Origin of the sequence: Hymenobacter convexus, assembly GCF_030580955.1 — a bacterium.
Classification (GTDB): domain Bacteria; phylum Bacteroidota; class Bacteroidia; order Cytophagales; family Hymenobacteraceae; genus Hymenobacter.
This window is the reverse complement of the sequence record NZ_JAUQON010000016.1, coordinates 106,750-125,202: the sequence shown is the minus strand read 5'-3', so window position 1 is coordinate 125,202 and position 18,453 is coordinate 106,750. Positions and strand designations below refer to the sequence as shown.

16 protein-coding genes are annotated in these 18,453 nt (G+C 58.9%); 13 read left to right on the top strand and 3 right to left on the bottom strand.

The window, feature by feature from the left end; all coding sequences use genetic code 11:
- Positions 1 to 25: 25 nt before the first annotated feature.
- From Q4S41_RS23740 to Q4S41_RS23730, 3 genes are all read left to right on the top strand, one after another.
- On the top strand, positions 26 to 2,407 hold the full coding sequence (locus Q4S41_RS23740; protein ID WP_305033608.1) for a multicopper oxidase domain-containing protein: 2,382 nt from the start codon (positions 26 to 28) through the stop codon (positions 2,405 to 2,407).
- Positions 2,408 to 2,436: 29 nt separating this feature from the next.
- A complete protein-coding gene (locus Q4S41_RS23735; RefSeq protein WP_305033607.1) occupies positions 2,437 to 2,886 on the top strand; it encodes a DUF305 domain-containing protein in 450 nt (149 codons plus the stop codon).
- A 421-nt stretch (positions 2,887 to 3,307) separates the two neighbouring features.
- On the top strand, positions 3,308 to 3,751 hold the full coding sequence (locus Q4S41_RS23730; RefSeq protein WP_305033606.1) for a DUF6122 family protein: 444 nt from the start codon (positions 3,308 to 3,310) through the stop codon (positions 3,749 to 3,751).
- 1 nt (position 3,752) lies between these two features.
- Here Q4S41_RS23730 and Q4S41_RS23725 read toward each other — a convergent pair whose 3' ends face one another.
- Positions 3,753 to 4,679, bottom strand: a complete 927-nt coding sequence (locus Q4S41_RS23725) for a toxin-antitoxin system YwqK family antitoxin (protein WP_305033605.1) — start codon at positions 4,677 to 4,679, stop codon at positions 3,753 to 3,755.
- Between the two features lie 213 nt (positions 4,680 to 4,892).
- On the opposite strand from Q4S41_RS23725, the gene Q4S41_RS23720 reads away from it, so the two are divergent.
- Genes Q4S41_RS23720 through Q4S41_RS23710 form a run of 3 tightly spaced genes read left to right on the top strand, consistent with a single transcriptional unit; the run spans position 4,893 to position 6,673 of the window.
- A complete protein-coding gene (locus Q4S41_RS23720) occupies positions 4,893 to 5,900 on the top strand; it encodes a site-specific integrase (protein WP_305033604.1) in 1,008 nt (335 codons plus the stop codon).
- 24 nt (positions 5,901 to 5,924) lie between these two features.
- Positions 5,925 to 6,296, top strand: a complete 372-nt coding sequence (locus tag Q4S41_RS23715; RefSeq protein WP_305033603.1) for a hypothetical protein — start codon at positions 5,925 to 5,927, stop codon at positions 6,294 to 6,296.
- Positions 6,293 to 6,673: a hypothetical protein gene (locus Q4S41_RS23710; RefSeq protein ID WP_044518443.1), complete on the top strand. Its 381-nt coding sequence runs from the start codon at positions 6,293 to 6,295 to the stop codon at positions 6,671 to 6,673. The genes Q4S41_RS23715 and Q4S41_RS23710 overlap by 4 nt, the downstream gene beginning before the upstream one ends.
- Here Q4S41_RS23710 and Q4S41_RS23705 read toward each other — a convergent pair.
- Together Q4S41_RS23705 and Q4S41_RS23700 are read right to left on the bottom strand one after the other, a co-directional pair.
- The gene (locus tag Q4S41_RS23705) at positions 6,670 to 7,737 is read right to left on the bottom strand and encodes a hypothetical protein (RefSeq protein WP_305033602.1); all 1,068 of its coding nucleotides are present in this window, start codon (positions 7,735 to 7,737) and stop codon (positions 6,670 to 6,672) included. The genes Q4S41_RS23710 and Q4S41_RS23705 overlap by 4 nt on opposite strands.
- 374 nt (positions 7,738 to 8,111) lie before the next feature.
- Positions 8,112 to 9,242: an AlbA family DNA-binding domain-containing protein gene (locus tag Q4S41_RS23700; RefSeq protein WP_305033601.1), complete on the bottom strand. Its 1,131-nt coding sequence runs from the start codon at positions 9,240 to 9,242 to the stop codon at positions 8,112 to 8,114.
- A 238-nt stretch (positions 9,243 to 9,480) separates the two neighbouring features.
- Between Q4S41_RS23700 and Q4S41_RS23695 the strand changes: the two genes are divergently transcribed.
- From Q4S41_RS23695 to Q4S41_RS23665, 7 genes are all read left to right on the top strand, one after another.
- A complete protein-coding gene (locus Q4S41_RS23695; RefSeq protein ID WP_305033600.1) occupies positions 9,481 to 9,957 on the top strand; it encodes a LexA family protein in 477 nt (158 codons plus the stop codon).
- A 2-nt stretch (positions 9,958 to 9,959) separates the two neighbouring features.
- A complete protein-coding gene (locus Q4S41_RS23690) occupies positions 9,960 to 11,324 on the top strand; it encodes a Y-family DNA polymerase (RefSeq protein WP_305033599.1) in 1,365 nt (454 codons plus the stop codon).
- A gap of 260 nt (positions 11,325 to 11,584) precedes the next feature.
- Complete coding sequence (locus tag Q4S41_RS23685; protein WP_305033598.1) at positions 11,585 to 12,796, top strand: ImmA/IrrE family metallo-endopeptidase; 1,212 nt, start codon at positions 11,585 to 11,587, stop codon at positions 12,794 to 12,796.
- Positions 12,797 to 12,803: 7 nt separating this feature from the next.
- Positions 12,804 to 13,337, top strand: coding sequence for a hypothetical protein (locus Q4S41_RS23680; protein ID WP_305033597.1), 534 nt, complete (start codon positions 12,804 to 12,806; stop codon positions 13,335 to 13,337).
- Positions 13,338 to 13,360: 23 nt separating this feature from the next.
- The gene (locus Q4S41_RS23675) at positions 13,361 to 13,891 is read left to right on the top strand and encodes a hypothetical protein (RefSeq protein ID WP_305033596.1); all 531 of its coding nucleotides are present in this window, start codon (positions 13,361 to 13,363) and stop codon (positions 13,889 to 13,891) included.
- A 107-nt stretch (positions 13,892 to 13,998) separates the two neighbouring features.
- Complete coding sequence (locus tag Q4S41_RS23670) at positions 13,999 to 15,663, top strand: site-specific DNA-methyltransferase (RefSeq protein WP_305033595.1); 1,665 nt, start codon at positions 13,999 to 14,001, stop codon at positions 15,661 to 15,663.
- Positions 15,664 to 15,675: 12 nt separating this feature from the next.
- Entirely contained in the window at positions 15,676 to 18,336 is a 2,661-nt protein-coding gene (locus tag Q4S41_RS23665; protein ID WP_305033594.1) for a DEAD/DEAH box helicase, read from the top strand.
- The last annotated feature ends 117 nt before the right edge of the window (positions 18,337 to 18,453 follow it).

Below are 18,453 nucleotides of genomic sequence, written 5' to 3'. Positions count from 1 at the left end.
GGCCGGGGCACAGTCGATGCCCGGCATGGCAATGCCCAAGCCGCAGGAACCCTACCTCACCCAGTCGGCCCCGCCGGCGGAGCAGGCACGGGGCACCATCGTCACGCCCCGCGCCAGCTACGTGGGCAAGCGGGTCGAATACGACCTGTACGTGGAAGACCGGATGGTCAACTTCACCGGCAAAATGCGCCACGCTATTGGCATTAACGGCCAGATTCCGGCCCCCACGCTGCGCTTTAACGAGGGCGACACCGCCGTTATCCGGGTCCACAACCAGATGGATATGGAAACCTCTGTGCACTGGCACGGCCTGCTGGTGCCCAACCAATATGACGGGGTGCCTTATCTGACGACGGCCCCCATTAAGCCCGGCACGGTACACACCTACACGTTTCCGCTGCGGCAAAGCGGCACCTACTGGTACCACTCCCACACCATGGTGCAGGAGCAGTCGGGCCTCTACGGCTCCATCGTGGTGCAGCCCAAGGAAATTCAGTATCAGCTGAAAGAGTACGTGCTGGTGCTCTCCGACTGGACCGACCACCGGCCCAAGGAAGTGCTGCGCTACCTTAAGCGGGCCGGCGAGTGGTTTGCCGTGCAGAAAGGCGCGACCCAGAGCTACGGCGAGGCCCTGGCCGCCGGCTACTTCAAAGACAAGCTCAAGCAGGAGTGGCAGCGCATGCCGGCCATGGACGTGGCCGACGTGTTCTACAATAAGTTCCTGATGAACGGGCAGGAGCTGAGCTACTTCAAGGATGCCCGGCCCGGCGAGGTGGTGCGCCTACGCATCATCAACGGCAGTTCCTCTTCTTACTTCAAGCTACAGTACGCCGGCGGGCCGATGCAGGTCATCGCGGCCGATGGCATCAACGTGGAGCCCTTCCCGACCAGCAAGCTGGAAATTGCCACTGCCGAAACCTACGACCTGCTCATCACCGTGCCCCAGATGGGCGCGGCCGAGCTGCGGGCCACCTCCTCCGACGTGTCGGGCTACACCTCAGGCTATTTCGGGCAGGGCGAGCCGATGCGCACCCCCGACCTGCCCAAGCTCAACTACTTCCAGATGACGCGGGAGATGAACAGCATGGGCAACATGAGCGGCATGAAGATGGGCGGGGCCGGCCAGATGGGCCCCAAAGGGGCGGCGGCCCCGGCCGGTGGCGACATGAAAGGCATGGACATGAGCGGCGGCCAGGCCGCTAAGGCTCCCACTGCGAAGGCCGGAGCCCCCATGGCGGGCATGGACATGCAGCAGGGCACCGCGCCGGCCACCTCCACGGCCCCGCCCCGTAACCGCCCGCTGAACCAGCAGGAAAAGGGCGGCATGGGCATGGGCAGCCTGCAGGACTCGGGCAGCATGGGCGGCATGGATATGGGCGGAATGGCGATGGGCGGCATGAGCGGCGACTTCAACTACAACCAGCTGCGCGCCCTGCACCCCACCACCCTAGACTCGACCAGGCAGTGGCGCGAAATCCATCTCAGCCTGACCGGCAACATGCTACGCTACGTCTGGTCGTTCGACAACAAAACCCTGTCCGAGTCCGACAACATTCCCATCCGCAAGGGCGAAAACGTGCGCATGGTCTTTCAGAACATGACCATGATGCGCCACCCGCTGCACCTGCACGGGCACTTCTTCCGCCTCGTGAACGCGCAGGGGGCGTATTCGCCCATGAAGCACACGTTTGATATTCAGTCGATGGGCAAGGTCACCATCGAGTTCGATGCCAACGAGGACCAGGACTGGTTTTTCCACTGCCACACCCTCTACCACATGATGTCGGGCATGGCCCGCGTCATCAGCTACGAGGGCAGCCCCCGGAACGAGTACGCCCGCACGGGCTACCGCCACCTCAAGCGCGAAGACAACAAGCTCTACCCCTGGGCCGACCTGGCGGTGCATTCGCAGGGCAGCTTTCTGGAAGCCAACATTTCCAACAACAAGAACGCGCTCGAATTCGAGGGCCGGCTAAACTACCAGGGCAACTACGAAACCGAAACCCATCTGCTGCGCTACCTTGATAAGCGGCAGTTTCTGGCCGCCTTCGTGGGCTACGACCTGCGCGACAACAAAACCCTGCGCTCGCCGTCGGATACCGAGGGCGGCAACCGCCGGACGGCGGAGAACAACCGCAACTTTCGCCGGCAGGCCGAAGTCGGCGTGTACTACCTGCTGCCCCTGCTCGTGCGCGCCGAACTGCGCACCGACCTCACCGGCCAGCTGCGGGCCCAGCTGGAGCGCCGCGATATACCCCTGAGCAACAATGTCTTCATGGACATCCGGGGCAATACCGACCGGGAATTCACCCTCGGCTTCCGCTACATGGTCAGCAAGTACGCCTCGCTCAGCACCAACTACGACAACCAGTACGGCTGGGGCGCGGGCCTCACGTTTCATTATTAACCCATTTTTCCCTCACTTCCCTCCGCGTTATGAACAAGGGCAGCTACTCCAAATTCTTCCTGATGCTCGCCGCATCGTTCGTCGTGATGCACCTCATCACCTACCTGAACACCTACGAGTGGGACCATATCTATCCCAGCATCAACCGCTTCTACATGACCACGCTCATGGTGTCGGCCATGGGCCTGCTCATGCTGGGCTTCATGGCCCATATGTACCCCGACAAGGGCAAAAACCGTTTGATAGCCCTGGGCTGCGTGGCCGTGTTTGGGGGGGCGCTGGCTATGCTGCGCAGCCAGGCGCTGGTTAACGACACGCGCTTTATGGAGTCGATGATTCCGCACCACTCCATCGCCATTCTGGTCAGTGAGCGGGCTACCATCAAAGACCCCGAAGTGCGGGCGCTGGCCGACAGTATCATCAGCGCCCAGAAGCGCGAGATTGGCCAGATGAAGCGCATGCTGCACCGGCTGCAGTAGGGCTGTCGGCACCCTAGGTACTCAGGCTCCGCCAGCCAAGGCCAGACCTCGGCGTTCGGCCCGTAGCCTTACCATAAGCCCAACTATGCCCCCATTGCTGGTTTTTCGCCTCATTCCATACGTGGCCGCTGCTCTGACCCTGGTCCTAGCTGGTTGCCGGTCGGCGGTTATTGGCCCGCAGTTTTCAGCTCCCGCCGGGTACCTTGCCCCGCTGCCAGCCCAGCGCTTCGACACGGTTGCGGCTGGCACCGCCCACAACTCTGCCACCACCCCGCAGCGGCGGATAAATGCGGAGGCTTGGCCCCGGGTCGTGCGCCCGCCGGACCACGCGACCAGCAAGAAACAGGAGCCAGTTGGTAAGCCAGGCAGGAGGTATCCCAAAGCAGCGACCGGGGATACCGCGCGCAGCTCACCCCAGCTGGTGGCACCGCGCCAGCCGCGTAAGCCACCCTCATTCAAACTATTCAGCGCCCAAACGCTGGTGCACTACAGCCTGCACTTTGCTTTCCCGGCCGTGCTGGCGCTGGTGTTTTTTCCCTTGATGTGGCAAACGGCTTACCTGATTATGCTGGCCACGATGCTCATTGACCTGGACCACCTGCTGGCCAAACCCATCTTCGAACCGCGGCGCTGCAGCATCGGGTATCATCCGCTGCACTCTTTTTACGCCGTGCCGGTGTACGCCTTGCTGCTGCTGCTGCCCGCCACGCAAATTGTCGCCGTGGGCATTCTGTTCCACTTATTCACGGATACGGTGGATTGCCTGTGGAGCTTCCGCCACTGCCACGAGTGCTACCTCAACTCCCGTATTTATGCCGTGCGCAGCTGGGTGCGTAAGCTATTGGGCCGGGAGGCAATGGATTAGCCTATTTGCACGCCTGTACCAGCGCCGTCACGCTCAGCGTGGCCGTGGCATCGGTGGTGTAGTTGTCGTTGTTGACGCACACGAACAACTGGCGGGTGCCGGGTGGCAAGGTAATGGGCCGGGTTTCCTGGGGTGTATTCAACGCGGCGCGCAGGCAGGCCTGGGCGTTCGCAATGGTGCCTTTGGTGGCCAGAAACTGGTCGGCAGCGGCCGGGTCGGCGGTGATGTACCAGTGGCACTTGGTGCTGACCGTGGGCGGAGCATTATTGCCCTGCCTGGTCAGGGCCGAGGCCGCGGTACCCAGCAGGGCCGGGGCGGCCGTCCCGCCGCTGCCCACCACGGCGGCCACGGCCAGCGCCGTGGACCACGACACCGGCGGCTGCCCCTCGTCGCGCACATCAAGTTTGTAGACGATGCCCACCGTGCCGTCGGGAATATCCACCGTGAACACCTTGCGGCTGGTGTGCATGCAGTTGCTGCAATGAATGGTGGCATTGCTCAGCGGCAGCGCGTCCTGCATCACCGAGCGGCACTTGATTTCCCGCCCATCCTCACGCCAGCTGCGAAAGTCCGCCTGCTGCACGCCGTTCAGATACGTACCCCGAAAACTGACCTGGCCGTTCTCGTGCCAGCCGCAGCACAAGCCGGTGGGCTTGTCGGGTCTCTCGCTGGCCATCTTGCCTTCCCATTGCTTTTTCCAGGAAGGGTAAAAGTAGTCGCGCACGGTGCCTATCGTTTTGCCCGCCGCGTCGTGGTGAGCGATGCGGGCGTAGGCAACTTCTTCCAGCGTTTCGGTCCGTTCCCAGTCGCGGTCGAAATACACCGTGTCGGCCGGGGGCAAACTCACGGCCGCCGGCTTGGGCCGCTGGGCCAGCGCAGGGATGCTTATAATAAGGAGTAGAAAAAGCAGAGGGTAGTTTTTGGTCATACAATAAAAGTGAGCAGCGGAATGGGAATGCGGATGGTAAAAATAATGAGAAGATTTCGGGGCGCGCACCGCCTGGTTTTTCAGGCGGCTCCAATCACGTCCTTCTTCTCTCCGTTTTAGAGTTTAGGAACCATAATCGTTCATTATCGGACCTAAGTTTTGCGTACATTTGGAGCGCACTTGCAGCCTAATATTTTGCAATTGCAAAAACAGATGGTACCAAAGGGAAAGAAGAACCTGCCGGCCGTGACCGGCGAGCTGCCGGCGCTGGCGCTGGCCAACGACCTGGCCGGTCAAGTCGCGCCCAACGTCGGGCGTTACCTGACCCTGGGCCTCGAAGGCGCGGACAACACCCGCCTGGCGTACTCGGCCGACCTGCGCAGCTACGAAGCCTTCTGCGCCGCGCACGAGTTCACGCCCTGGCCGGCCGCCGTGGCCACGCTCGCCAGCTACGTGGCGCACCTGGCCGACATCCCGCGTAAGCTGGCCACCATCAACCGGCACCTGGCCGCCATCGAGAAGAATCACCAGCTGCTCGGGCTGCCCTCGGCCATCAGCGCGCCGGCGCTGGACGTACTGCGCAAGGGCGTGGCCCGCGCTGTGGGCAAAAAGCAGAAGCAGGCCCCGGCTTTCTCGGTCGCCCACCTCAAAAAATGCATCAGCGAGCTGGACCTGACCCGGCCCGAAGGTGTACGCGCGCGCGCACTCCTTTTAATAGGCTTCACCGGTGCCTTTCGCCGCTCCGAGTTGGTGGGCCTGAACCTGGAACACATCGAGCTGACCGATGCCGCCCTCATTCTAAGTTTGCCCAAAAGCAAAACCAACCAGGCCGGGGAGTTGGAGCAAAAAGCCGTTTTCTACGCTTCCAATCCGCTGTTCTGCCCCATCCGGGCTTATAAGGCCTGGGTGGAATTGTTGGGTGAGCGCACCGAGGGTCCGGTATTCGTCTCGCTCGCGCGGGGCAAAACCGGCGAAGCGGGCACGCCCTCACGTCGGCGGCTGTCGGACCGGCGCGTGAACCTGCTCGTGAAGGAGCACCTGGGCGAAAAGTATTCGGCCCACTCGCTACGGGCTTCCTTCATCACCACGGCCAAGCTCAACGGGCAGTCCAACGAATTCATCAAAAACCAGACGAAGCAGAAAACCGACGCCATGATTAGCCGCTACTCCCGGCTCGACGACATCATTGCCTATAACGCGGCCCACTCGCTGGGTTTGTAACTTGGCGCACCTATTATATAAGGTATGGAAAACCTGCTTCAGCCCCGGCACCCGCTTGATAAATTTCACCAGTCGCAGCTGGACTTTCTAGCTGCCCTGCCGGAAGAGCAGCGGATAGAGCACGCCCGCCTGTTTCGGCTGGGCAATGCCAGCTACCGCTACCAGCAGCAGGCCGTAGGCGAAATCACCGAGGCCGACTACCTGGACTGGCTTGAAGGCCTACCGGCTAAGATGCGCCGCGTGGTCGAGCAGGAAGGCTTCGAGCAAAGCAAAAGCAGCCTGGCGTTACGCCGGCACGCGCTGGAACGGCGCGACCAGGGCTATTCCGCCTTCATGCAGGCCATTCTATCGCCTGAAGACTGGGCCTACCAACAAAGCGTAATCACGGAATCATGAATTGCCCTGCTCCCCTCGCCGCGGCGCTGCAAGCGGTGGCCGCCGGCCTGCCCGACGCCAAGAACCATTACTTTCTGAAAGCCAACTATTACGACCACGTCGAAGACAACGAAGATGGCGACGACCCGGCGCGGTGGTGGCTGGCCGTTATGTGGCTCAACGAGGAAACGACGCGCAACCTTGAGTTGGGGGCCGATGAACTGCGACTGGATGTTCTGCTCGACGGCCGCCGCCTCGCCGACTGGACGCGGGTGAGCATTCCCTACTCCGAAGTCTGGGACGTGCTGCACCAACGCACGAAGGGTAGCCCCAACCCCAATGGCTGGGCTACCCTCTATTACGACCACGCGGCTATGCGCATGCCCCCGGTGGGCTAGGTCAAGGCCAGCGTGGCCAACTGATGAAACGCGGCCTCGTCCAGCCGGAACCGGTCGCTGATGGAAAGCGAGCTACGGCTGTTGAACAGCGCGTGGTTCACGGCATTGTAGGCCAGCCACAGATTGGCGGGCGTTTCCAGCATCCTCATTTCCTCAGCCAGACGGTCCATCGCATTGCGGGCCAGCATTTTCGGCAAGCCGCTCTCGGTAATGACCGTAGCCAGGTTCTCCGGCGTGGGACGTTTGGCTAGCTCCTTGTAGACCCCGATGGTGGGAGTCAGCGAGTTGGTTTGGCTCTGGAAGGCGGTAAAGATGCTGGCCAGCTGCTTTTTAAACACCTCCAGGTTGAGGCCTTTGTGGTGAAACTTCTTATCCACCAGCACTTCCTGCTCGCGCTGCACCTGGCGGCCCGTCAGCACGACCAGCTCGGCATCTTTGATTTTAAGCGCGTCCTTAAACTTCTTCGGTTTGCCGTTCAGCAGCCAGGCTAAGTATTGGTCGAAGCTCATATAGTCATCAGCCCAGCCCATCAGGCCGTTGGTGCACACCTGCCGGTAATAGCTCACCCGCATTTTCGAGGTCGTGCCCGTCTCAATGTGTTCCTTTAACGCCGTGCCTTGCAGCGAGAACGGCGTTTTTCCTGAGTAAGAGTTGTTAATAATCATCGACTTATAAAGCCGGTCCACCACTTTGGTATTCGCCGAGCTCGATGCGATATTGACTTCGTCGGGCAGAATCAAGTTGATGGAAAATTCCCCCTGTGGCGTAAAACTGGCATCAATGGTGTGCCCTGGCAGGTACAACTCAGCGGCCTCGCGCAGGACCTCGTTTTTAATCAGGCTGTACTCACCGCTCTGCATGGCGAAGATATTCTTCGTCCCATCCGGCAATTCCCCCACGATGGCCTGCTTGCGGTCCGTGGGCACGATGCGGTAGCCAGTCGGGAGTAAGGTTTCTAACGGTACGGCGGCAACGGGGAAACAAAGGGCATCCCATGTTTGGGACCGTTCCAGATTGATGCTTTGCTGGCTCATGGTGGCGGCTTTTATGGCTGATTTATCCATCTAAGATACGTTCTTAATTTTACAATTGCAAAAATGTAATTGTGATTTTATGATTGCAATTATGCAATTGTAAAAACATGATAACTCAAGGAATCTTACCTTAGAGCCTCGCTATAAATCTGATGTTGCTATACCAATTCGCGCTACTGCTCCTTTTCTCATCACCTCGGCCAGTGCCAGTGTATATATGCGAAGGGTCGGCTTCGTATGCCTATCACATTTCACCGCGCTGCGAGGGCCTGGCTTGGTGTACGCGGGCGGTAAAACCACTCACCAAGGCCGCTGCCCTGAAACTCGGCCGCCGGCCCTGTGGCCGCTGCTCATATAGAAAGTAAGCAGCCCACTGGCCAGGGTGCTGTAATGGCAGACTCTTACTAACTCAGGGTATTACCCTGTCGCCAAGCCTTATACAGCACGACTACCTTGCCAATATCGAGGGGGCTGATTGTAGCGTTGTTGCCTTCCTTCTGCATCAGCTTGGCTGCGTGCCGGGCCGCGTAACCAGGTTCTGCCTCCTCAAATCGTGCTGCGTTGGCGACCAGAAACTGATTGAACTCCTGCCGCTCACGCTCGTGCTTGAAAACCAGAAATGGTGAGGTACTCCCCCTGGACTCCATCCTGCCGCGGCCTTCGGTCAGGAAAACCAGGAATCGGCCTTCGGCGGTACTCGCATCATAGTAGTAGTAACGCAATTCCCGGACTGGCAACTCTACGTACTCAACCTCCGGGGCCGGCAGCATAAGCCGCATTTCATCGAGGTAAACGTATTGCAGCTCAAACAGCGTAGTGGCGTTCAGCTTGAAAGTAGCGGTGCCCAGAAAGGAATTCTTATTGGTAAAAAAGTAGCTGTAGGGCTCCCAGAAAGGCTTCGGGGCGGAAAATTTAATCCTGTAATCGGGAAAGTTCTGGTGGTAGGCATACCGTTTGTTGCCCAAGTCCTTGAACCACTCTTCGGGCTGGCCCAGCAAGTGCTTCATACGCTCAACCGGCAGCATATCCAGCCCGAGCCGTTGCCGCCACATTTTTTCGATGCGCAGCAAGTCAGCAGACATCCCCAGCGGGGTATTGGTGTCGCCTACCCGCGTGTACACGTGGTGGGCCCTCACCTTCCTACCCCTATCCTGATAATCCTGCGTTAGCCAGTAGGGCTTATAAAGATTGTCGAAAATTACCAGCACATCAATTTCCTTGCCGTCGAGCACCAGCGTTACCAGTTCAATTTCCGGCCGGATGCTGCCGGCGAAATGCTGGTTTCTGACGAAATCAATATAGTTAGCCTGGCTCTTTCGACCAGCTTCCGCTGCTTCAAGGCCGACGATGTTTGCACCCTTGGCGGGGTCATTAACGCCAAAAATCAGGTACCGCTTGCCTTGGTACAGGGAGTTAGCCAGGCAAAGCAGGTCATGCAACAAGTCGGCGTTATTGTCATGGTGCTTGACTTTGAAGTCCCAGTATTCCCCTTCACGTTTTGAGTCAATCAGCTCTTTAATAATGGTTTCCAGCATAATCGGGGCAATGGGAACAGCGTCGGGAAAGTAAACCCTGCGCAAGGTAGCAACTTGGGTAACCTTCCTATAACAGGCATTTTTTAGCGTGGAACGCGGCAAAGGGTAGCTCCTCATTAAGTAGTAAGCATACTGGCGGTCTTATCGTATTCGTAACCAATTGCCAATTTTATTAGTTAGCGACATACTAACTTAATTGGCACACGTTTACTTTGCGTTCCTCTTATCCTGCTGACCTATGAGTGAAATAGATTTAATACGGGTCCCAGCGCCTACTCCCACCCCCTTCCTGCTGCCTTATTTCAGCTGCCTGGTACCCGCTGGTTTTCCTTCCCCAGCCAATGACCACGTCGAGGTCGGGGGCCTGTTCGACCTGAACCGGCTGCTGTTGCGGCACCCAGATGCCACGTACCTGGTGCGGGTATCGGGCGAGAGCATGGCGGGAGCCGAAATTCATGCCGGCGACCTGCTGGCTGTGGACAAGCACCTGGAAGCGGACCACAACCACGTCGTCGTCGCGGTGGTCGAGGGCGAGGTAACCGTCAAGCGCTTGGTGCGCAAAGGCCAAATCTGGTGGCTGATGCCGGAAAATCCCGCCTACAGCCCTTACGAGATTACCGACCCGGACGGGCTACGCATCTGGGGAGTGGTGACCCACGTCGTGCACGAGCTGGTACCCGGCAAGCTGCACGCCTTACTTCATACCCGCGAATAGCTATGTACGGGCTCCTAGATTGCAACAATTTCTACGTCAGCTGCGAACGAGTCTTCCAGCCGCGCTACGAGGGCCGGCCCGTGGTGGTGCTTTCAAACAATGACGGCAACATCATCAGCCGCTCGGCCGAAGCCAAGGCGCTAGGCCTGAAAATGGGCGAGCCGTATTTCCAGGTTAAGGAACTGCTGAAGCAACACGACGTAACCATTTTTTCGAGCAATTATGCCCTTTATGGGGACATGAGCCGACGGGTGATGTGGTATTTGGGTCAGACGGCACCGGCCGTGGAAGTGTATTCCATCGACGAGGCGTTCCTGGACCTGGCCGGGATGGAGAAATACCACGGCAGCCTGGACACCTTTGCCCGGAAGCTTCGGGCGGGTGTCAGGTCCCGAACGGGCATTCCGACCTGCGTGGGCGTGGCGCCCACCAAAACCCTGGCCAAGCTGGCCAACCGCATTGCCAAGAAGAACCCGGACCTCGGCGGGGTTCTTTACCTTGACAACGCCGAGCGGCGGGCCTGGGCCCTGGCGCAGGTGGAGGTGGGCGACGTGTGGGGCATCAGTCGGCAGTACGCCACCAAGCTCGCCGCGGCCGGCGTTGACACGGCCGCCGACCTGGCCCGCGTATCGGACGCATGGGCGCGCAAGCACTTGGGCGGGGTCGTGGGGGCGCGCCTGGTGCAGGAACTGCAAGGCCGTCCCTGCACGGGGCTGCACCCTTCGGAAGATGGCACCCTCAGCCGGCAAAGCCTCAGCTGCTCGCGAACGTTCGGCCGGCCGCTCAGCGCCTTTTCGGACGTGTATGGAGCTGTATCAGCATTCGTATCCCGGGCGGCCGAGAAGCTACGGGCGCAGGGCGACACAGCCCATGTGCTGACCGTTTATATCAGCAAAAACCGCTTTGCGGCCAATGTCCTGCCACCTTTTTCGCGCTCGGCGACGCTCACGCTGCCCATCGGACCAACTGCCGACACTACGGTGCTACTGAGCTATGCCCGCGCGCTGCTCCACCGACTGTGGGAGCCGGGCACGGTCTACCACAAGGCGGGCGTAGTGCTCGATGGCCTGGAGCCGCCCGGGGTGGGCCTGCAGCTTTCCTTGTTTGGTAGCGCAACTTCTCCCCCTCCTCTTAAGGCCAAGCAGGAGGAACAGACTATTGCACCAGCCCGGCCCGGCTTGATGGCCAGCCTCGATGCACTGAATCTGCGCTTCGGAAAAGGAGCCGTGCGCCTTGCTGCGGCAGTACCCTCCCCTGAGCACCGCACTGCGGCCGGGAAGGGCAACACCGCGCCCTGGGAAGGCAAAGCCCAGTGGCGCTCACCAGCTTTCACTACTCGATTGGAAGATTTATTGGTAGTGCGGTAGGCGCAACACTGGTGGCATTTTAGCTAATGCTTATGGCGTTAGCATCAAAGTCATTTTGGCTTGCAGGGCAGAATTAATCGGGTAATGCGGCAGGTCAAGCGCTGTAGAACTGGCACTTTGAATTGTGAGGCTTCAAATTGATAAAATTTGCCGCCTTTATCTGTTGTACAAAATTGTACAGTCTGCTATCTTTGCCAAAAGAATTGGTATTCCCTATGAGCGACAACTTTGCAAATGGCCCTGACCTCCCATCCGATTTAATGGATGAGGTGCTCAAGCTGCTGGCGTCGTCTGATGCCCCTTCTTTGGCAAGTCTTATTGAGCGCCGCCGTGAGGAGCTCGGGCTGTCGACAAAGGCGGCCAGCGAGATTCTGAGCATGACGCGCACCTCATATGAGCGACTGGTAACGGGCGCGCTGCAAAAGCTGGACGTGCTGACTGCTCTTAAGCTGGCGCACTTTCTGGACGTGAGCATCGAGCAGGTTATGAAATTGGTGGCCGCTTCGGTGATGCCAGCGGAGGACTATAAGACGGTGGAACGGGTGAAGGAAGCGTCATTCATCGTGCGCAACTTCGACGTGGTGCGCTTACGCAAGCTTGGCTTCATCGAGTCAATGGATTACGGGCACATCCGGGACCGGATAAAGCACTACTTCGGGCTGAACTCCTTGTATGAATACGGCACTGAAATGGCAGCCGTGCTTTACCATAAGGCCAACACGCGGGTGGAGGATAAGATGAAGGCCTTCTGGATTATGTCGGCCGTGCAGCAATTCCAGCGGGTGCAGAACCCGAACCCGTTCGACATCCGGCAGGTGGAAAAGTTGGTGACGCAGATTCGGCGCTACACCCGGCAGGAACGGGGGGGAATGCTCACCGTGATGCGGGCGCTGTACGCGGCGGGCGTGACGGTGATTATGCAGAAGGCCCTCCCCAGCACGGCTGTGCAGGGTGGCACGTTCATCATCAACAAAAAGCCCTGCATCGTCATCACGGACCACTTTAAGAGCTACCCCCGGCTCTGGTTTACGCTGCTGCACGAGTTGGGCCACGTCCTGTTTCATCTCGACAAGCTAGCGGTTATCAAGTACCACCTGACGGAAGGGGTAGAAGACCTTTTCCTGCTGGAAGAGCAGGCCAACCAGTTCGCCGACGAGTTGCTGCTGCCCCGGCAGAAGTACGAGTACATTAAGAATTACATCAACGTCGAGTCGTTCGTGAACACCTACGCGGCGCAGAACAACGTGCACCCATCCATCATCTATTACCGCTACGCCATGGAGCTGAGCGAGAAGCAGGACAAGACGGGATGGCAGTTTTATAGCCGCTTCATGCCCAAGTCCGACGCGTGTACCGCTGGGCTGAGCCGCGCGCCCTGGCTGACGCCCGACACGTCGCTGGCCAACGAGGGCGACGAGGTACGCACCATCCTGGCTCCTTCTTCTCAAAACACCCCGCAATCCGTTGCCTAGTTAGCTCATGAAAGACACTTACGACCTCCCGAACGAAGACGAGTTCGACGAAAACCAGCCGCACGATTCCGAAAAGCAAGAAAGCGACGCGCAGGAGCTGGACTTTCTGGCCCGGCTCAAGCGCTTGTCCGATGACGCGCAGGAGGAAGCGGAAGGCCGGCAGGGCGCTTTTGCCTTCTCGCCGGAAGAAGAAGCGCAGGATGAGCCGTTCGGGGCCGAGTTTGCCGGCGACCAGCACAACCAGAAGGAATCCTACGACCTGAACTACGCCATTCGCCGCCTGCTGATGCAGGGGCTGCCGCGCGGCGAGGAAAATAAGGACCTGCGCCAAATGGTGTACGACGAGAAAAACCTGCTGCTGCGCGACGGCGTGGACCGCCCCGCAGGCGGCGGCACCATTGGAGCTGACAGCCGGCAGGCCAAGCCCTCGCTGGCGCGGGCAGCCTATGTGAAAACGCAGGCCTGGGCCGACCGGGGCGGCAGTGCCTACGACATCTTTCTGGAATACTACGACCTCAACAAGCAAATGCGCTTCCGCTAGTCGGCACTGCATCGTAGGCCAGTATGTGGAGCAAGGAAGAACTAAAAACGGCCGTGCAGCTTGCTCCGGCGGTGCTAGCGGGTTTGTTTGGCGTGGTCGTGGCCATACTCAGCTGGATGCTGGGCGGGCGGCGCGAGCGGAGCAAGTTTCGGCAGGACCTGCTGTTGCAGAACTACAATTCGATGGAGGACTTTTATGTGAGCCTACTGGAAATGCTGCACGAAGGCATTCGCTACACCGAATCACGGCTGAACTACGACGAGCATTATCGGGCTATGTCGCCGCTGCTGTCGCGGGCCATGCTGAAAGCGCCCGAAGAGGTACTGGAGCATCTGCAATTGGCCTGCGACGCCCTATCGGCTTGGTCATCAGAATACCGACAAGGCTTGCCCGCCAAGATTGGTGATACGGGCTATGCCATGGTATCGACGCAGGATTTTCCGCACCAGGAAAAGGCTCGGGAGCTGCGGCCACTGCTGAATGATGAGATGCACAAGCTGAACGCTGTGATGAAAAAAGACCTCGACATCCGCCGCAAGCAGCTGCGCACCTAGCCCTACCCTTGCCACGTGGACGTGGCCACCATCCTCCCCCGCATTTACAAAGACCAGCGCCCGCCTTCGGGCGGCTTTCTTTGCCTCACTTCCCTTACGCTCGCCGCATGCCCACCCTCCACTGGATTGGTAAAGACAAAGTCATCAACCACCACCAGGACGTTCCGTTTCGCCTCCTCGACCACCAGTACGGGGCTCTGGCCGACGGCACCCAAACCACCGAGCCTACCGGCAGCGGCAACCAGATTATCCACGGCGACAACCTCGAAGCCCTGAAAGCGCTGCTGCCCGAGTACGAGGGCCGGGTGAAGTGCATATATATCGACCCGCCCTACAATACCGGTAAAGAAGGGTGGACTTATAACGACAACGTATCGGACCCTAAACTCCGGAAATGGCTGGAGGTTACGCTACAAGCAAAGTCGACGGGCAAAGATGCCGGTATCGGAGTTGATGACCTCTCGCGTCATGATAAGTGGCTCTGCATGATGTACCCACGCTTAAAACTGCTGCATAAGCTGTTGAGTGATGATGGGAGCTTGTGGGTTTCGATTGATGATACCGAGTGCTTCAATCTAAAGATGGCGCTTGATGAGATATTTGGCCTCGATAATTTTATCGCTGACATCATCTGGAAGAAGCGGGATAGTCCACCGAATGACCGGACTATTGGCTCTATTCATGAGCATATCTTGGTGTACGGGAAAGCAAAATCAGGACCAGGTAAAAAGACATTGGCGGAAGAGCAATTCAATTTGCTGCAACGCACGGAGAAGTCGAACGCTGACTACAAAGTATTCACTGAACCCAACGGTCCAGACCCAAAAGGTCCTTTCCGCAAAATTGATACGACTGCCAATGGAAAAGGCGGGCGCTTTGTAGCAAGCCTTTTTTATGGCATTATCAATCCCTACACTAAGGAAGAAGTCTTCCCACGGCAGGGCACTTGCTGGCGTCATAACCAGGAAGACATGAAGCAGTTGGAAAAGGAGAATCGGCTGTACTGGGGAGTAAAAGGTGAGGCGAAAACGCCTATGCGTAAGCTTTACCTGTTCGAAACTCGCCAAGGCATGACCATTCCATCTATTTGGTATGACATTGCGCTTAACCAGCATGGCTCAGGGGACATTGAGAAGATATTTGGCGAAAAGGCAGCCTTTGACACACCCAAACCAGTCGACCTAATTCAACAGATTGTTCATATCGCCACTGACAAAAACGCCATCGTTCTCGACAGCTTTGCTGGCAGCGGCACCACGGCCCACGCTGTGCTTAAGCTCAATAAAGAGCAGACGGACAGTAACCGTAAGTTCATCGTGATTGAGATGGAAGACTACGCCGAGCACATCACGGCGGAGCGGGTGAAGCGCGTGATGCAGGGCTACAGCGGCCAGCCCGGCACTGGCGGCAGCTTCGACTACTTCACGCTGGGCGAGCCGGTGTTTACCGATAGTGGCGAGCTGAATGAGCGGGCCGGCCTACCGGGCCTGCGCCAGTATATCTACTACGCCGAAACCAAACAGGCCCTCCCCTTCCTAGCCGAGGCCGAGGCTGACAACGCGGCATTTCTGGCCCTCTGCGACGATACGGCCTATTACTTCCACTACGAGCCCGATGCTGTGACCACGCTCAGCCACGACTTCCTGGCCACCATGCGCACCCGCGCCGGGCAGTACATCATCTACGCCGACAACTGCCTGCTACCAGCTGAGTTTCTGACCCAGCACGGCATCATTTTCAAAAAAATCCCCCGCGACATTTCGCGCTTCTAGCCCCTGGCCGATATGGAGCTTAAACCCTACCAGCAAGAGGTTATCACGGACCTCGCTCGTTTTCTGGACTGCGTGCAGGCCACTAAGCGCCTGCCCGATGCCTTCCACGACTTCTGGGCCGCGCACCCGCGCACGCCTTTGCAGCCGTTTCCAGGCACGGCCATCGAGCCTTACAAAAACACGGTGCCGGGCGTGCCGCACGTCACCATCAAGGTGCCCACGGCCGGCGGCAAAACCTTCCTGGCGGCCAACGCGCTGCGCACCATCTTCGCCGCCTTCCCGGTGGGCCGGCCCAAGGCCGTGGTGTGGCTGGTCCCCTCCATCACCATCCTCGACCAGACACTGCGCAACCTGAAAGACGCCGGCCACCCCTACCGGCAGAAAATCAACACCCATTTCGCCGGCCGCGTGGAGGTGTACGACAAAGCGGCCCTGCTGCAAGGCAGCGGCTTTTCGGCCAGCAGCGTGCAGGAGCAGCTGAGCCTGGTGGTGTTGAGCTTCGACAGCCTGCGGGCCAAAAACAAGGAAGACCGCAAGGTGTACCAGGAAAACGGCAACCTACAGTCCTTCGGCACCCTGCTGGGCGACGACGAGGATATCACGCTCATGCGCGTGATTCAGGCCCTGAACCCGGTGGTGGTGGTGGACGAGAGCCATAATGCAGAAAGCGACCTGAGCGTGGACATGCTCAAGAATCTCAACCCCTCGTTCATCCTCGACCTGACGGCCACGCCCCGCAAAAACAGCAACATCATCAGCTTCGTGGACGCGCTGGCGCTCAAAAAGGAGCACATGGTGAAGCTGCCCGTCATCGTCTACAACCACAACGACCGCACGGAAGTCATCAACTCGGCCCTGCAGCTGCAGCGCAACCTGGAGCTGCAAGCCAAGCAGGAGCAGAAAGCCGGCGGGCGCTACATCCGGCCCATCGTGCTGTTTCAGGCCCAGCCCAAAACGGCCGACGATAACACCACCTTCGAGCTGCTGAAAAAGAAGCTCATCGACCTCAAAATTCCCGAAAGCCACATCCGTATCAAAACGGCCGGGCTCAACGAGCTGAAGAACGAGGACCTGGCTTCGCCCAAGTGCGAAGTGCGCTACATCATCACGGTGAATGCCCTGAAAGAGGGCTGGGACGCGCCTTTTGCCTACATTCTGGCTTCGCTGGCCGATAAGTCGTCGGCCGTGGACGTGGAGCAGATTCTGGGCCGGGTGCTGCGCCAGCCCTACGTGGCCCCGCACGCCGCGCCCATGCTCAACATGAGCTACGTGCTGACGGCCTCCGGCAAGTTTCTGGAAACGCTCGATAAAATCGTGGTGGGCCTCAACAAAGCCGGTTTCAGCGCCCGCGACTACAAAGTGGCCGACGCCGCCACTCTGGCCGCGCCCGACCCGCTGGCCACCTTCGTGCAGGCCCCGCTCAACTTCGACGCGCCCACGCCAAGCCCGGCCGCCGATGACCTGGCCGACATCGACACGAGCCGCATTGCGCCGCTAGCCCCCGCCACCGACGAAGCCGCCGCGGCCGTGTCAGTTGCCGACCCGCTGGCCAGCCTGCCGGCCGCCGTCGGCTCGGTGCAGGCCATTGCTGAAGCGGCCCTGGCCCAACAGGCCGAGTTTGAAAAAACCGTGGCCGCCAGCACCGCCGGCGGGGCCACGCCCCTACCCACCGTGCTCCAATCGCTCGTGAAGACCTACCCCATCAAGGAAATATTCCGCGAGCAGGCCGCCGCCCTGGTCTTGCCGCAGTTCTTCTGGAAAAAGCCCGCCGCCAGCCTTTTCGATAGCGGCGAGGGCAGTCAGGCCGTGCTGCTGGAAAAGGAATACCTGCTCGAAGGCTTCCCGCTGGGCAAGGCCGATACCAACATCAAGTTCGACGGTGTGTCGGCCGAGCTCTACCGCGTGGACCTCGACGAAACCAAGAAGGAAGCCACGCCTACCTTCACTCGCATCGACGGCGACGCGAAGGAGCGCATCATGGCGTTCATTCTGGACCCTAGCCGCAAAGACAGCCGGGTGAAGAACTTCACGCGCCGCATCCTCGACCTCATCGGCAACCTCTACCCCATTGCCGACAAGGAGATTGAGCGCTACGTGAAGCGCATTCTGGAAGACTTTAGCGACGAGCAGTTCACCGACTTTGCCAACCACGAGTATACCTACACCGGCAAAATCAAGGACAAGATTAAGCTGCTATCGGAGGAGTACGCCTACAAGCAATTCCGCAACTTCCTTGACCAAGACAAGGCATTCATCCAGCCCGCTTACGTCTTCCCCACCCAGATTTCGCCCGGCGACACTAGTAAGGACATCACCAAGTCGCTGTATGAACAAGAGGGGAAAATCAACGGCTTCGAGGAGAAGGTCATCAACGAAATAGCCAACCTGCCCAACATCGCCTTCTGGACCCGCAACCCGGAGCGCGGCAAAGGCTTTCGCATCAACGGCTTCCTGAACCACTACCCCGACTTCATCATCCAAACCAAAAGCGGCAAAACGCTGGTGGTCGAAACCAAGGGCGACCACCTCGATGCGGAGCAGAAAATCAAGCTGGGGGCCACCTGGGCCCAAAAAGCCGGCAACGCTTTCCGCTACTTCATGGTGTATGAGCGCCGCGTGGTAGACGGGGCCTACAAGCTGGATGACTTCCTGAATACCCTACGGGAGATATAGCCACTGAATCCTTTCCTTCCATTTCGTTAATTCAACTTTAAAGTTGAATTTCGGCAGGCTTTACTACCTTTGAAGAACTTTACCGCAACATCTGCCGTTACGAGTGCAGGCATCTTT